This is a genomic window from Stenotrophomonas sp. MYb238, from assembly GCF_009496535.1.
Taxonomy (GTDB): Bacteria; Pseudomonadota; Gammaproteobacteria; order Xanthomonadales; family Xanthomonadaceae; genus Stenotrophomonas.
The window spans coordinates 111,293-125,278 of record NZ_WIDL01000008.1; the positions used below are offsets into that span (position 1 = coordinate 111,293).

General features: G+C 69.8%; 11 protein-coding genes. 7 read left to right on the forward strand and 4 right to left on the reverse strand.

Annotation, left to right across the window (positions count from 1 at the left end):
• Positions 1–3 precede the first annotated feature (3 nt).
• From CQ393_RS07525 to CQ393_RS07545, 5 genes are all read left to right on the forward strand, one after another.
• Positions 4–447 (forward strand): hypothetical protein, encoded by a 444-nt coding sequence (locus tag CQ393_RS07525; RefSeq protein ID WP_153190938.1) that lies wholly within the window; start codon positions 4–6, stop codon positions 445–447.
• A 43-nt stretch (positions 448–490) separates the two neighbouring features.
• Complete coding sequence (locus CQ393_RS07530; RefSeq protein ID WP_153190939.1) at positions 491–1,099, forward strand: DUF2238 domain-containing protein; 609 nt, start codon at positions 491–493, stop codon at positions 1,097–1,099.
• A complete protein-coding gene (purN, locus tag CQ393_RS07535) occupies positions 1,096–1,755 on the forward strand; it encodes a phosphoribosylglycinamide formyltransferase (protein ID WP_153190979.1) in 660 nt (219 codons plus the stop codon). The genes CQ393_RS07530 and purN overlap by 4 nt, the downstream gene beginning before the upstream one ends.
• A 153-nt stretch (positions 1,756–1,908) precedes the next feature.
• The gene (locus tag CQ393_RS07540) at positions 1,909–2,589 is read left to right on the forward strand and encodes a DUF3108 domain-containing protein (RefSeq protein WP_265588082.1); all 681 of its coding nucleotides are present in this window, start codon (positions 1,909–1,911) and stop codon (positions 2,587–2,589) included.
• A 2-nt stretch (positions 2,590–2,591) separates the two neighbouring features.
• Positions 2,592–3,275, forward strand: coding sequence for a DUF3108 domain-containing protein (locus CQ393_RS07545; protein ID WP_153190941.1), 684 nt, complete (start codon positions 2,592–2,594; stop codon positions 3,273–3,275).
• 156 nt (positions 3,276–3,431) lie between these two features.
• Here CQ393_RS07545 and sucD read toward each other — a convergent pair whose 3' ends face one another.
• Together sucD and sucC are read right to left on the reverse strand one after the other, a co-directional pair.
• A complete protein-coding gene (sucD, locus tag CQ393_RS07550) occupies positions 3,432–4,307 on the reverse strand; it encodes a succinate--CoA ligase subunit alpha (RefSeq protein ID WP_056931245.1) in 876 nt (291 codons plus the stop codon).
• A 181-nt stretch (positions 4,308–4,488) separates the two neighbouring features.
• On the reverse strand, positions 4,489–5,661 hold the full coding sequence (gene sucC / locus CQ393_RS07555; protein WP_153190942.1) for an ADP-forming succinate--CoA ligase subunit beta: 1,173 nt from the start codon (positions 5,659–5,661) through the stop codon (positions 4,489–4,491).
• A 333-nt stretch (positions 5,662–5,994) separates the two neighbouring features.
• Here sucC and CQ393_RS07560 point away from each other — a divergent pair, with 333 nt between their 5' ends.
• Together CQ393_RS07560 and CQ393_RS07565 are read left to right on the forward strand one after the other, a co-directional pair.
• On the forward strand, positions 5,995–7,608 hold the full coding sequence (locus CQ393_RS07560; protein ID WP_153190943.1) for a HAMP domain-containing sensor histidine kinase: 1,614 nt from the start codon (positions 5,995–5,997) through the stop codon (positions 7,606–7,608).
• A 61-nt stretch (positions 7,609–7,669) separates the two neighbouring features.
• Positions 7,670–9,040, forward strand: coding sequence for a sigma-54 dependent transcriptional regulator (locus CQ393_RS07565; protein WP_153190944.1), 1,371 nt, complete (start codon positions 7,670–7,672; stop codon positions 9,038–9,040).
• Between the two features lie 631 nt (positions 9,041–9,671).
• Here CQ393_RS07565 and CQ393_RS07570 read toward each other — a convergent pair.
• Both CQ393_RS07570 and CQ393_RS07575 read right to left on the reverse strand, forming a co-directional pair.
• Positions 9,672–11,603, reverse strand: coding sequence for a sensor histidine kinase (locus CQ393_RS07570; RefSeq protein WP_153190945.1), 1,932 nt, complete (start codon positions 11,601–11,603; stop codon positions 9,672–9,674).
• Between the two features lie 4 nt (positions 11,604–11,607).
• Positions 11,608–13,839: an EAL domain-containing protein gene (locus tag CQ393_RS07575; protein ID WP_153190946.1), complete on the reverse strand. Its 2,232-nt coding sequence runs from the start codon at positions 13,837–13,839 to the stop codon at positions 11,608–11,610.
• Positions 13,840–13,986: the final 147 nt, after the last annotated feature.

A 13,986-nucleotide genomic window follows, 5' to 3' on the forward strand; every position in this document is an offset into this window, starting at 1 on the left:
CTCATGGATGCGCCGAACGCCCCCGTTCCGCCCCCCGCGCTGGGCGAGGACGACGCCAGCCAGCTGCGTCTCCTGTCGATCTTCCACTACGTGGTGGCGGCGATCACCGGGCTGTTCTCGTTGTTCCCCGTGCTGCACCTGGTGATGGGGCTGGCCATGGTCAGCGGCAAACTGCCGATGGACCCGGGCGCCTCGGGGACGGAAGCTTTCGGCCCGCAGCTGTTCGGCTGGTTCTTCGTCGCCTTCGCCAGCGTATTCATCGCCTGCGGCCTGATCCTGGCCGGCTTCATGGCCTATGCCGGCCGCTGCCTGGCGCAGCGCCGGCGCCACCTGCTGTGCCTGGTGGTGGCCGCCATCTCCTGCATGATGATGCCCGTCGGCACGGTGCTCGGCGTGTTCACCCTGATCGTGCTGGTGCGGCCTTCGGTCAAGGCGGCCTTCGCTTGAACGGCGCATCACCGCCCTTGTTCCCGTGCCCGGGCCGCGCCGCATGAGCCCCGCCAAGAAGGCCGCGTTCGCCGGCGTGCTGGCCGTGTTCCTGCTCACCTGGATCAAGCCGCTGTGGCCGCTGGAACAGGCGCTGCACAGTTCGCTGACCGTGGCCGGGCTGGCGGCGCTGTGGTGGGTGGACCGGCGCTGGCCGCTGGGCGGCGGCGCCTTCGCCGCGGTCTGCGGCTTCATCGCCCTGCACTGCATCGGCGCGCGCTGGCTGTATTCCAACGTGCCGTACGACGCATGGCTGCAGGCCCTGACCGGCTGGTCGCCGGGCGCGGCCTTCGGCTGGCAGCGCAACCATTTCGACCGGTTGATCCATCTCCTCTATGGCCTCTGCTTCACGCCCGCGCTGGCGCAGCTGGCGCGCCATGCCTGGCCGGCGCTGCGCGGCGGGCAGGCGTTCGTGCTGGCGGCGATGGCGGTCATGTGTTCCAGCCTGGTCTACGAGTGGCTGGAATGGGGCATCGCCCTGGCGCTGTCGCCGGAAGCGGCCGAGGCCTACAACGGCCAGCAGGGCGATGTCTGGGACGCGCACGCCGACATGCTGCTGGCCACCGTCGGCAGCCTGCTGGCATGGCCGCTGGCCAGGCGGGTGCCGCGATGAACGCGCCGGCGCGCATCGCCGTGCTCGCCTCCGGGCGCGGCAGCAACCTGCAATGCCTGCTGGACGGCGTCGCCGCCGGGCAGCTGCACGCGCGCATCGTCGGCGTGTTCTCCGACAAGCCCGGCGCCGCGGCGCTGGACAAGGTCGCCCCGGCGCAGCGCTGGGCGCGCCCGCCCAGGGACTTCGACAACCGCGAGGCCTTCGACGCCGCGCTCGGCGATGCGGTGGCCGCCTGCGCGCCGGACTGGATCGTCTGCGCCGGCTACATGCGCATCCTCGGCACCGGCTTCGTGCAGCGCTTCGCCGGCCGCCTGGTCAACATCCACCCGTCGCTGCTGCCGCTGCACAAGGGCCTGCACACCCATGCCCGCGCCCTCGAGGCCGGCGACGCGGAGCACGGCGCAAGCGTGCATTTCGTCGTGCCGGAACTGGACGCCGGCGCGGTGATCGCCCAGGCGCGGGTCCCGGTCCTGCCCGGCGACGACGCCGAGGCGCTGGCCGCGCGGGTGCTGGCGGTCGAACACCCGCTGCTGCTGGCGGCCGTGCGCCTGCTGGTCGAAGGACGCGTAACTGAACAGGATGGCAGGGTCCTGCTCGATGGTCAGTCCCTGTTTAGTCCGCTGCGCCTAGATTCCGCCGGAACGCTGACAGCCTGATCCGCACATGCCGCTGATGCGCAGGCTGGCATGATCCCCATTCCACCCCGCCCCGACCCGAGCATGACGACCGCCCTACTCAAACCGCTGCTGCTGGCGAGCCTGCTGACCGCGCTGCCGGTCGTGGCCCAGGAAGCCCCGCAGGCCGGCGCCATGGCGCTGCCGCAGGCCGAATGGGACCCGCCGGCGCTGGAGCCGTTCGTCGCCACCTACCAGGCCTTCTACAAGGGCAGGGAAGCCGGCGATGCGACCATGCGCGTGGTCCACAACGAAGGCAGCCGCTGGCGCGTGGACATGGCCGTGCGCGGCCGCCGCGGGTTCGCCGGCGTGCTCGGCCTGAACCTGGAGCAGAGCACGGTCTTCGACAACGAGGGCGCGGTATACGTGCCGCTGAGCCAGAGCACGGTGAAGAAGGCGCTGTTCCTCGGCAAGAAGGTCACCGGCACCTACAACTGGCAGGACGGCACCGCGCAGTGGCAGGGCGACCTGAAGAAGGAACGCCAGCGCCCGATCCCGCTGCAGCATGGCGACCAGAGCGCGCTGCTGCTCAACCTGTCGCTGATGCGCGACGCCCGCCCCGGCCAGCCGCTGCGCTACCGCTACGTGGACGTGGGCCGGGTGCGCCAGTACGAATACCAGGCCGCCGCCGGCACCGAGACCGTGCAGGTCGGCGACCTCAGCTACGACGCGCTGCGCGTCTACCGCACCAATGGCGGCAACGACGAAACCATCCTGTGGATCGCCAACGGCGTGCCGACCCCGGTGCGCATCCTGCAACGGGAAGACGGCGAGGATGCCATCGACCTGCGCCTGACCGAGTACCAAGGAGCCTGAGCATGAAACCCTTCCTGCGTCCCCTTCCGCTGGCCGTCGCCGCCCTGGCCGCGCTGGCCAGCGTGCCCGCGTTCGCGGTGCAGCCCTTCACCGCCAACTACCAGGCCAGCTACATGGGCCTGCAGGCCAACGGCATGATGACCCTGGCCGCGGACAGCGGCGGCAAGTGGCGCTACACGCTGCAGGTGAAGAACCAGCTGGCCGAACTCAGCCAGAGCACTCTGTTCGACGAGCAGAACGGCCGCCTGCGCCCGCTGAGCAGCCACGATGCCTCGGTGATCCCGTTCAAGCGCCGCACGGTCGAGGCGCGCTACGACTGGGGCAGCAACCAGGCCACTTGGAGCGGCGATGTGAAACCCGACCGGCGCGGACCCGTGCAGCTGCAGAACGGCGACATGGACGGCCTGCTGATCAACCTGGCCATCGCCCGCGACGTCGCCGCCGGCAAGCCGCTCAACTACCGCATGGTGGATGGCGGCCGGGTCAAGACGCTGTCCTACCGCGTCGTCGGCAAGGAAAACATGACCGTCGACGGCAAGGCCGTGGAAGCGACCAAGGTCTCGCGCGTGGATGGCGACAAGGAGCAGATCGCCTGGATCGCGCCGGGCCTGCCGGTGCCGGTGCGCCTGCTGCAGCGCGAAGGCGGCAAGGACGCGCTGGACCTGACGATCAAGTCGCTGCGCTGAGCCGCGGCCCCCCGTAGGAGCGACTTCAGTCGCGAGGGGCTTCACCGGGAAAGCTTCATCGCGACTGAAGTCGCTCCTACAAAAACAAAAGAGCGGCAGCGCACAAACGAAAAGGCCGCCTGAAGGCGGCCTTTTCGTTGCGCGTCGCGGCAGGTCTTACTTGACCAGCTTGGCGATGGCCGCGCCCAGGTCGCCCGGCGAACGCACGGTGACGACGCCAGCGGCTTCCATCGCGGCGAACTTGCCTTCGGCGGTGCCCTTGCCGCCCGAGGCGATCGCACCGGCGTGGCCCATGCGCTTGCCGGCCGGAGCCGAGGCGCCGGCGATGAAGCCGACGACCGGCTTCTTCACGTGGGCCTTGATGTACTCCGCACCGGCTTCCTCGGCGTCGCCGCCGATCTCGCCGACCATGATGATGCCTTCGGTCTGCGGGTCTTCGTTGAACAGCTTCAGGCAGTCGACGAAGTTCAGGCCGTTGATCGGGTCGCCACCGATGCCGATGCAGGTGGACTGGCCCAGGCCGACTTCGGTGGTCTGCTTCACGGCTTCATAGGTCAGCGTGCCCGAACGCGACACGATGCCGATCTTGCCCGGCTTGTGGATGTGGCCCGGCATGATGCCGATCTTGCACTCGCCCGGGGTGATCACGCCGGGGCAGTTCGGCCCGATCAGCACGGTGTCCGGGTGCGAGCTCTTCAGCACGTTGTCCACGCGCAGCATGTCCAGCACCGGGATGCCCTCGGTGATGCAGACGATGACCTTGATGCCGGCAGCGGCCGCTTCCAGGATCGCGTCGGCCGCGAACGGCGGCGGCACGTAGATCACCGACGCGTCGGCGCCGGTGCTGGCCACGGCATCGGCCACGGTGTTGAACACCGGCAGGTCGATATGGGTGGTGCCGCCCTTGCCCGGGGTGACGCCGCCGACGACCTGGGTGCCGTACTCGATCATCTGGGTGGCGTGGAAGGTGCCCTGCTGGCCGGTGAAGCCCTGCACGATCACCTTGGTGTTCTTGTTGATCAAAACGGACATTCGTTTGAGTCCTCTGAATCTCTTGCTGTTTATCGGCTTCGGAACCACGTGATGTTCCGCCATGCGAAACATCGCTCAGGCATGCCTCCCTATCCCCCGCATCGCCGCTTCGCGGCGATGCCGCCCCCTTGACTCAAGGGGGCTGGAGAAGCGCAGCCCGGTGCCCCGAAACAGGGAATGATCAGGCGGCGGCGTTCTTGACCGCTTCAACGACCTTCTTGGCGCCGTCGTTGATGTTGTCGGCCGGGATGATGGCCATGCCGCTGTCGCGCAGCAGCTGCTTGCCTTCTTCCACGTTGGTGCCTTCCAGGCGCACCACGACCGGGACCTTGACGCCTACTTCCTTGACCGCGGCGATGATGCCCTCGGCGATCATGTCGCAGCGGACGATGCCGCCGAAGATGTTGACGAAGATGCCTTCGACCTTGTCCGAGGACAGGATCAGCTTGAACGCCTCGATCACGCGCTGCTTGTTCGCGCCGCCGCCCACGTCCAGGAAGTTCGCCGGCTCGCCGCCGTTGAGCTTGATGACGTCCATGGTGGCCATCGCCAGGCCGGCGCCGTTGACCATGCAGCCGATGTTGCCGTCCATGGTGACGTAGTTGATGTCCAGCTCCGAAGCGGTGACTTCGGTCTCGTCTTCCTGGGACTTGTCGCGCATGGCGACCAGGTCCTTGTGGCGGAAGCTGGCGTTGTCGTCGCTGTTGAACTTGCCGTCCAGCGCGTACAGGTTGCCGTCGTCCAGGATCGCCAGCGGGTTGATCTCGACCAGCGCCAGGTCCTTCTCGTTGAAGATGCGGTACAGGTTCACCATGATGCTGGCGAACTGGCCGGCCTGCTTGGCGGTCAGGCCCATCTTGAAGCCGATGTCGCGGCCGTGGTAACCCTGCACGCCCTCGACGAAGTCGACGTTGAGGGTGTGGATCTTGTCCGGGGTCTCGGCGGCGACCTGCTCGATCTCCATGCCGCCTTCGGAGGAGGCGATGAAGCTGATGGTGCGGGTGCCACGATCCACCAGGACCGACAGGTACAGTTCCTTGACGATCTCACCGGCGGTGGTCACCAGCACCAGGTTGATCGGCAGTTCGACGCCGGCGGTCTGGTAGGTGGCCATCTTGGTGCCAAGCATCTTGGCGGCAGCGGCCTTCACGTCTTCGACGGTCTTGCAGAACTTGACGCCGCCGGCCTTGCCGCGGCCGCCTGCGTGGATCTGCGCCTTGACCATCCAGGGGCCCTGGCCCAGGGACTGGGCGACGGCAACCGCCTCGTCCGGGGTAGCCGCGACCTTGCCGGCCGGAACGGGAATGCCGTACTCGGCAAGCAGTTGTTTTGCCTGGTATTCGTGGAAATTCATGTGTCACCGTGGGAATGGGAACAACCGCCACGAGTCCACAGGGCCATCGGATGGCCTTCCTGCAGGGCGGGCGGGCCCACCATTGTCGCCGACCGCGGCCCGCGGCGCAAAAAAACCGCCAGGAGCGGTCTTTGACATCGCTTACAGATGGTCTGCAGGGTTTCCCCCAGTGATCGCGGAAACACAGCAAAGGCCTGCCCGGAACCACGGGAGGGGCGGAATCGCGCGCCATTTCAGCCACTTAACGACCTTGGCGCAGGGACCGCCGGCAACCCGCGGCGGCTCCCGCCGGCACCTATACTCCGTCCTGCCGCCCGCCGCCGGAGCCCGCGCTTGCCCTCCCGTTCCTCGCTGATCGACCGCATCGAATCGATACCGCGGCGCGAGCTGTACTTCTTCGCGCTGTACCGGGTGCTGATCGCCAGCCTGATTGCGGCGCTGGTATTCAGCCCGTTGAGCGGGCTGATGAGCGAAGCCCACCATCCGCTGCTGGCGCGCGCCGTGTCCGTCGGCTACCTGCCGATCGCGCTGGGCCTGCTGGTGTGGGGCCGCAACGAGCGCTGGCTGCAGCCGCTGGTGTTCTGGGGCGCGGTGGCCGACATCCTCGCCGCCACCCTGCTCACCCACGCGCTGCCCGGCGCCAGCGCCGGCATCTCGATGACGCTGCTGTTCAACATTTCCGCCGCGGCCATGCTGCTGCCGCTCTCGCGCGGCATGCTGGTGGCGGTGGTGGCCAGCCTGGCCACGGTGGCCGAGTTCGCCTGGCGCGAGATCGAGGGCGGGGACAGCACGCGCACCCTCGCCGAGCTGGCGATGTTCATCACCAGCTACCTCGCCCTGGCCTGGATCAGCTACCAGATCGGCAACCGCGCCCGCCGCAACCAGCAGCTGGCCGAACGGCGCGGCGCCGAGGTCGCCAACCTGTTCGAGATCAACGAACTGATCATCCGCCGCATGCGCACCGGCGTGCTGGCGGTCGACGGCGGCGGCCGGATCGCGCTGGCCAACGAGGCCGCGGCCGCGCTGCTGGGCGAGGCCGGCGACGGGCTGGCCGGCGGCGAGGCGCGGCTGGCGCAGGTCGCGCCCGAACTGGCGCGGCGCCTGCAGCGCTGGCGCAACGGCATGAACGAGGAGGAGCTGCCGCTGCGCCTGGCCGGCGACCTGCCCGAGGTACTGCCGCGCTTCGTGCGCATGCTTGCCGGCAGCGACCAGACCCTGGTGTTCCTGGACGACACCAGCGTGGTCTCGCGCCGCGCCGAATCGCTGACCCTGTCCACCTTGGGCCGGTTCTCGGCCAGCCTCGCCCACGAGATCCGCAACCCGCTGGCCGCGATCAACTACGCCACGCAGCTGCTGGAGGAATCCAGCGACCTGGGCGATGCCGACCGCCGCCTGCTGCAGATCATCCACCAGCAATGCCAGCGCACCAACGGCATCGTCGAGAGCGTGCTGGCGCTGGCCCGCCGCGAGCGCGCCAGCCCGGAAAACCTGGACCTGGCCAGCTTCGTGCGCCGCTTCGTGCTGGAGTACCGGCAGACGCTGTCCACCGAGACCGACGACGTGGAATCCATCATCCGCGAATCCTCGGTGCCGGCGCTGATGGACCCGCGCCACCTGCACCAGGTATTGACCGCGCTGGTGCACAACGCGCTCAAGTACGGGCGCACGGGCGACGAGCCGGCGCGGGTGCGCATCCGCGTCGCGTCGGCCGGGCGCCATGCGGTGATCGACGTGATCGACCGTGGCCCCGGCATCCCCGAAGCCGTCGCCGCGCAGCTGTTCCGGCCGTTCTACACCACGTCCGAACACGGCACCGGCCTGGGCCTGTACATCGCCCGCGAGCTGTGCCGGGCCAACCAGGCGCAGCTGGACTACATCGCCGTGCCCACGCGCGGGGCCTGCTTCCGCATCGTCATGGCGGCGCCGCACGGCGCCTTCGCCGCCTGATCCGCCGTGCACGAAGGGCGGAAGGTGACGTCCGGCGGCGTACTCGGCTATCGTTTTCGGCATGAACGTGACGCATAGCGCACTGGTCGTCGACGACGAACGGGACATCCGCGAGCTCCTGGTACTCACCCTGGGCCGGATGGGGCTGCGCATCAGCACCGCCGCCAACCTGGCCGAGGCCCGCGAACTGCTGGCCAGCAACAGCTTCGACCTGTGCCTGACCGACATGCGCCTGCCCGACGGCAACGGCATCGAGCTGGTCACCGAGATCGCGCGCGACCACCCGCGCACGCCGGTGGCGATGATCACCGCGTTCGGCAGCATGGACCTGGCGGTGGAAGCGCTGAAGGCCGGCGCCTTCGATTTCGTCAGCAAGCCGGTGGACATCGCGGTGCTGCGCGGCATGGTCAAGCACGCGCTGGAACTCAACAACAGCGAACGCGCCGCGCCGCCCGCGCCGCCGGAAAGCGCCTCGCGCCTGCTCGGCGACTCGCAGGCGATGGCCGACCTGCGCGCCACCATCGCCAAGGTCGCGCGCAGCCAGGCGCCGGTCTACATCGTCGGCGAATCGGGCGTGGGCAAGGAACTGGTCGCGCGCACCATCCACGACCAGGGCGCGCGCGCGGCCGGGCCGTTCATTCCGGTCAACTGCGGCGCCATCCCCGGCGAACTGATGGAAAGCGAGTTCTTCGGCCACAAGAAGGGCAGCTTCACCGGCGCCCACGCCGACAAGCCGGGCCTGTTCCAGGCCGCGCACGGCGGCACGCTGTTCCTGGACGAAGTCGCCGAGCTGCCGCTGCAGATGCAGGTCAAGCTGCTGCGCGCCATCCAGGAAAAATCGGTGCGCCCGGTCGGCGCGGCCACCGAGGTGCCGGTGGACGTGCGCATCCTGTCGGCTACCCACAAGGACCTGTCGACGCTGGTGCAGGACGGCCGCTTCCGCCACGACCTGTACTACCGCATCAACGTGATCGAACTGCGCGTGCCGCCGCTGCGCGAACGCCGCGGCGACCTGCCGCAGCTGGCCGCGGCCATCCTCAGCCGGCTGGCGCGTTCGCAGCAGCAGCCCACGCCGCTGCTGTCGCCATCGGCGCTGGACGCCCTGGCCGGCTACGCCTTCCCCGGCAACGTCCGCGAGCTGGAGAACGTACTGGAACGCGCGCTCGCCCTGGCCGACGGCGACAGCATCGGCGCCAGCGACCTGCGGCTGCCGACGCCGCGTACCGATGCATCCTCGGCGGCCAGCGAGGAAGCGGTGGTGGACATCGAACCGGGCAACGCCGCCCTGCCCTCCTACATCGAGCAGATGGAGCGCGCGGCCATTCAGAAGGCGCTGGAAGAGAACCGCTGGAACCGGACCCGCACCGCGGCGCAGCTCGGCATCACCTTCCGCGCGCTGCGCTACAAGCTCAAGAAGCTGGGGATGGACTGACGCGTGGATCCCCCCCGAACCGAGGGGGATACAACGAATCAGCCCCCCTCTCCCTCCGGGAGAGGGGCTGGGGTGAGGGTAAGAGCGAAGCCTCATGCAGCCGGGTATCGCAGGGGCTGCACCCACCCTTCATCCGCCTCTTCGGGGCACCTTCTCCCGCAGGGAGAAGGGATGCACGGCGCCGAGCGAGCCCCTCTCCCTGCGGGAGAGGGGTTGGGGTGAGGGCAAGGGCGAAGCCTCATCCGGCCGGGCATCGCAAGGCTTCGCCCCGCCCTCATCCGCCCCTTCGGGGCACCTTCTCCCGCAGGGAGAAGGGAGGCACGGCGCCCAACGAGCCCCCCTCCCTGCGGGAGAAGGGTTGGGGCGAGGGCAAGGGCGAAGCCTCATCCGGCCGGGCATCGCAAGGCGTCGCCCTACCCTCATCCGCTCCTTCGGGGCGCCTTCTCCCGCAGGGAGAAGGGAAGGGCGGAGCCCAACGAGTCCCTCTCCCTGCGGGAGAGGGGTTGGGGTGAGGGTAAGGGCGAAGCCTCATGCGGCCGGGCGAGGCCTCATGCAGCCGGGCAACGCAAGGCTTCGCCTAGCCCTCATCCGCCCTTAGGGCACCTTCTCCCGCAGGGAGAAGGAAATACCCCTACGACACTTCCGGCGACTGGGTCTCCGGCCGCTCGGGAGCCTGGCGCGGAATGTGCAGCGTGAAACAGGTACCCACCGGGCCGTTGCCCGGATCGCCCACGCGGCGGCTGCGCACCTCGATCCTTCCGCCCAGCACCTCGGTCACGATCTGGTGGACGATGTGCAGGCCCAGGCCGGTGCCGCCGCGGTTGCGCGCCGTCGTATAGAACGGTTCGAAGATGCGCGGCAGGTGCTCCGGCGCGATGCCGCCGCCATCGTCGGCCACCTCGATGCGCACCCAGGCGTCGCCGTCGCGGCGCGCCGACAGGCGGATCCGCCCCTCGCCGTCGCCGGGAAACGCGTGCAGCAGGGCGTTGTTGAGCAGGTTGGCCACCACCTGCTCCAGCGGCCCCGGGTAGGTCTCCATGGCGATGCCCGGTTCCAGGTCCAGTTCGAGCGCGATGCCGTCGACCGGTCCGCCGCGGCGCAGGCGCGGGTCGGCGTCGAGCAGCACCTCGGCCAGTTCGAAACGCCGGCGTTCCAGCGAAGCCCGGTCCACCGCCACCTGCTTGAAGCGCTGCACCAGCGCCGCGGTACGCCGCAGTTCGCCGTCGGCCAGCGTACAGGCCCCGCCCGCCTCGGCGAGGAAGCCATCCAGCTCGGAGCGGCGCAGCCCCGCCTGCACCTGTACCTGCAACCGCGCGATGCCGTCGCGCAGCGTGCCCAGCGCCAGCTGCGCGCTGGCCAGCGGCGTGTTCATCTCGTGCGCGACGCCGGCCACCATCAGCCCCAGGGAGGACAGGCGCTCGGCCCTGGCCAGTTCCTGCTGCGCCGCCTGCAGGTGTTCGTTGGCCAGCGCCAGCGCCTCGTTGCTGTCGCGCAGGCGCTGCATGTAGGCCAGTTCGCGCGCCAGGCCGCGCGCCTGCCCCAGCACCACCCACAGCACCAGCACGCCGCCCAGCAGCGCCAGGCCGCCGAGCACGGCCTTCCAGCGCGCGGCCGGCGGCCGCGAACGGTGCACCAGCAGCCGCAGCTGTCCCAGCGTTGGATCGGCGTGGGCCAGCAGGTCGCCTTCGGTGCCGCGCCATGCCGCCTGCAGGGTGGAGAAACTCCAGTCGTGCCAGTCGCCCGAGGGCCGGCGCTGCATCGCCGCCCACAGCGCCGGATCGAAATTGGCCACGGTGTGGTCGGCGCGGTCCAGCTGCCATCCCCAGGCATCGTCGGGCGCGGGCGCCAGCAGCCAGTAGCCCTGCGGATGGACCAGGTACAGGCTGAAACCCGACTGCGCCGCGCGTTCGCGCAGGCGCTCCAGCAGCACGTTGCCGTGCAGGTTGACCACGGCCACGCCGGTGCTGCCGTCGGCCAGCATGAACGGCGAGGAGGCGCGCAGGGTCGGCCGCAGCGGCTGTTCGATGCGCCCGTTCTCGACGTTGAGATCCAGCGGCGAGAGATGGATCTGGCCCGGCAGCAGGTGCAGCGCATTCTCGAAGAACGGCCGGCCGCGCTTGTCCTGCAGCGCGCGGCCGGGCACGCGGTGGATGCTGCCCGCATCCTGGTCCACGCGCAGGCGCTCCTGCCCGGCGGCATCCATCCAGCGCACCTTGTGGTAGTCGCGCCCGGCCATCAGGAAGCTGGTGTAGGTATCCAGCAGCTGCGCCTGCGAACCGGTCTCCAGCAGGCGCGGAGTCAGGAAGGCGAGAAACCGGGTGTCGTCGCGCAACCGTCCCAGCCGGCGCAGCATCGACTGCGCCGCGTTGTCCACCACGTCGTGCGCGGCCTGGCGTTCGGGCAGGCGCACGGCGCGGTCCATTTCGTACCAGAGCACCGGCAGCGCGGTCAGCAGGCCCAGCAGCCAGGGCGCGGCGATCAGCGTCACCCGCCACGGATGCGCGCGCAGCGCCGCCCAGGCCTCCTGCCAGCGCAGCCGCGGGGCCTGCCACAGCCGGCGCATGCGCTCAGCCCTGCCCGCGCAGGCGCGCGATGAAATCCTCCACGGGCTCGGGGCGCGCGAACAGGTAACCCTGCGCGCAGGGGCATTCGTGGCGCCGCAGCCATTCGACCTGGGCCGCGGTTTCCACGCCCTCGGCCACGATGTCCAGGCCGAGCCGGCGGCCCAGCGCGATGATCATGTCCGCCACGTTCGCCCCGCCCGCCTCGTCGCCGATGCCGACGCCGGCGGTGAACTGGCGGTCCAGCTTGAGCCGGGTCACCGGCAGCGAATGCACGTAGCGCAGCGACGAATAGCCGGTCCCAAAGTCGTCCACGGCGATGCCGAACCCCAGCCGCCGCAGGCGCGCCAGCAGCTCGCGGCCGTCCTGGTAGTCGCTCATCACCGCACCTTCGGTGATCTCGATCTCCATCCGCCGCGGCTCGATGCCATGCCGCGCCACCGTCGCGGCCAGTTCCTCGATGAACTCGCGGCGGCGCAGCTGCAGCGGCGATACGTTGACCGAGACCGGGACGTCCGGGAAGCCGGCCCGTTCCATCGCCCGCAACGCGTCGCAGACCAGCTCGATCACGCGTCCGCCCAGCGGCACGATCAGGCCGCTGGCCTCGGCGACCGGGATGAAGCTGGCCGGCGACATCGGCCGCCCATCCTCGCTCCAGCGCGCCAGCGCCTCGGCACCGACGATGGCGCCGCTTTCCAGGTCGACCTGCGCCTGCAGCACGATGCCGATGCGGTCCTCGCGCAGCGCGCGGTACAGCGCGCGCGATTCCAGGAAACGGCGCAGGTTCTCCTGCTCGCTCTCGATCTGGTACTCGGCCACGCCATGGCCACCGCTGGCGCGTATCCGGTTCACCAGCAGCAGGCCGGCCGCCAGCGCGCCGCCGGCGCCGCCGCGGTATTCGTCCAGGTCCACGCGGGCCGCGTCGACGCGCAGGAAGGGCAGTTCGCCGGCGTCCTCGCTCTGCTCCAGCGCGTCGACCGGATCGGCGGCCAGCCACCGCGACGGCCCGAGCACGGCGAAGGTGCCCTCGTGCAGGCGCGCGATGCGGCACGGCGGCGGGTACATCTGCGCCAGCCGTTCGGCCATGCGCTGCAGCAGCAGGTCGCCCTGCTCCGGGCCCAGCGCCAGGCTGCCGTCGGTGTATTGCCCCAGGTCGACCACCAGCAGGCTCTGCCCGCAGGGCCGCGGCTGCTCCAGCACCTGCCGCAGGTCGCGGCGCAGCGCATTGCCGTTGGGGATGTCCAGCAGGCTGTCGCGGTAGGCGACCCGGTCCAGCCGCGCCGCCAGGTCGACGTTGACCAGGCCGGCGTTGGCATGGGTGACGAACACCTGCAGCAGTTCGTGTTCCTCGGCATCGAGCGAGCGCTCGGTCGCCAGGTAGACCGCCATCGGCGGTACCGTGCCGTCGCCGTCGAGGTACAGCACCTGGCTGGACGGCATGCCGATGCTGGAACGGCGGGAGAACGCGTCCACCAGCAGGTCGCGGACCATCGGGTCGGCGATGTCCTGCACGGTGCGGCCTTCCTGCGCCTCGAAGCAACCATCGGCCGCGGTCACCACGGCGTCCTCGGCGGGCGTGTCGGCCGAGCCGTCGTGCACGCACACCATGCCGTCGAGCGGGACTTCCAGCAGCGCGGCCAGCTCGCGCAGCAGCTGCCGCGAGAAACCGTCCGGGTCGCGCAGCCCGGCCAGGCGGCTGCCGGCCTGCACGATGTGCTGCAGCCCGCGCTTGGCGCGCGCCAGCGCGTGGATCTCGCTCCAGGTGCGCAGCGAACCGGTGACGATGCCCTGCAGCCGTTCGCGGTAGAGATCGGTCTTGAGCCAGTATTCGCTGATGTCCAGCTGCTGCAGCGTCTTGCGCAGCGGCGCCATGCCGGGCTGGCCGGTGATCAGCACGATGCGCACTTCGGAATTGCCCAGCTGTTCGCGCACTGCGCGCACCAGCTGCAGGCCGGCGTCGTCGGTTTCCATCACCACGTCCAGCAGGATCGCGGAAATGCCGGGGTTGTCCTCCAGCACCTGGCGGGCTTCGCCGGACGAGGATGCGGTCAGCAGCCGCAGCGGGCTTTCGTTGAAGCGGAAATCGGACAGCGCCATGCGCAGCGACTGCTGGAAACCCGGATCGTCATCGACGCTCAACACGGTGAAAGGCGTGCTGTCCGGCGGCTGGCCGCCGTCGGCCAGTTCCTGGCGGAACTCGAACATCCTGTCGTCGCCCGACCATGCGCTACCGCTCATGCCCCTTTCCCCCAGACCCGGCTGTACTGGACCGACACGTGCCACGCCAGCCTAGCGCAATCATGCCCGGCGGTCGAACTGCCTCTGCCTGCCCCTCTGGTGGTGTATCGGCCTTCGGAGGCCGCGCTTGAGCGAGGCACACCCGGC

Bases quoted from the DNA above. Each gene is read 5' to 3' on its own strand.
- CQ393_RS07575 (WP_153190946.1), bottom strand. From the start codon at position 13,839: ATGAGCGGTAGCGCATGGTCGGGCGACGACAGGATGTTCGAGTTCCGC.
- CQ393_RS07540 (WP_265588082.1), top strand. From the start codon at position 1,909: ATGGCGCTGCCGCAGGCCGAATGGGACCCGCCGGCGCTGGAGCCGTTC.
- sucC (WP_153190942.1), bottom strand. From the start codon at position 5,661: ATGAATTTCCACGAATACCAGGCAAAACAACTGCTTGCCGAGTACGGC.
- sucD (WP_056931245.1), bottom strand. From the start codon at position 4,307: ATGTCCGTTTTGATCAACAAGAACACCAAGGTGATCGTGCAGGGCTTC.
- CQ393_RS07565 (WP_153190944.1), top strand. From the start codon at position 7,670: ATGAACGTGACGCATAGCGCACTGGTCGTCGACGACGAACGGGACATC.
- purN (WP_153190979.1), top strand. From the start codon at position 1,096: ATGAACGCGCCGGCGCGCATCGCCGTGCTCGCCTCCGGGCGCGGCAGC.
- CQ393_RS07525 (WP_153190938.1), top strand. From the start codon at position 4: ATGGATGCGCCGAACGCCCCCGTTCCGCCCCCCGCGCTGGGCGAGGAC.
- CQ393_RS07570 (WP_153190945.1), bottom strand. From the start codon at position 11,603: ATGCGCCGGCTGTGGCAGGCCCCGCGGCTGCGCTGGCAGGAGGCCTGG.
- CQ393_RS07545 (WP_153190941.1), top strand. From the start codon at position 2,592: ATGAAACCCTTCCTGCGTCCCCTTCCGCTGGCCGTCGCCGCCCTGGCC.
- CQ393_RS07530 (WP_153190939.1), top strand. From the start codon at position 491: ATGAGCCCCGCCAAGAAGGCCGCGTTCGCCGGCGTGCTGGCCGTGTTC.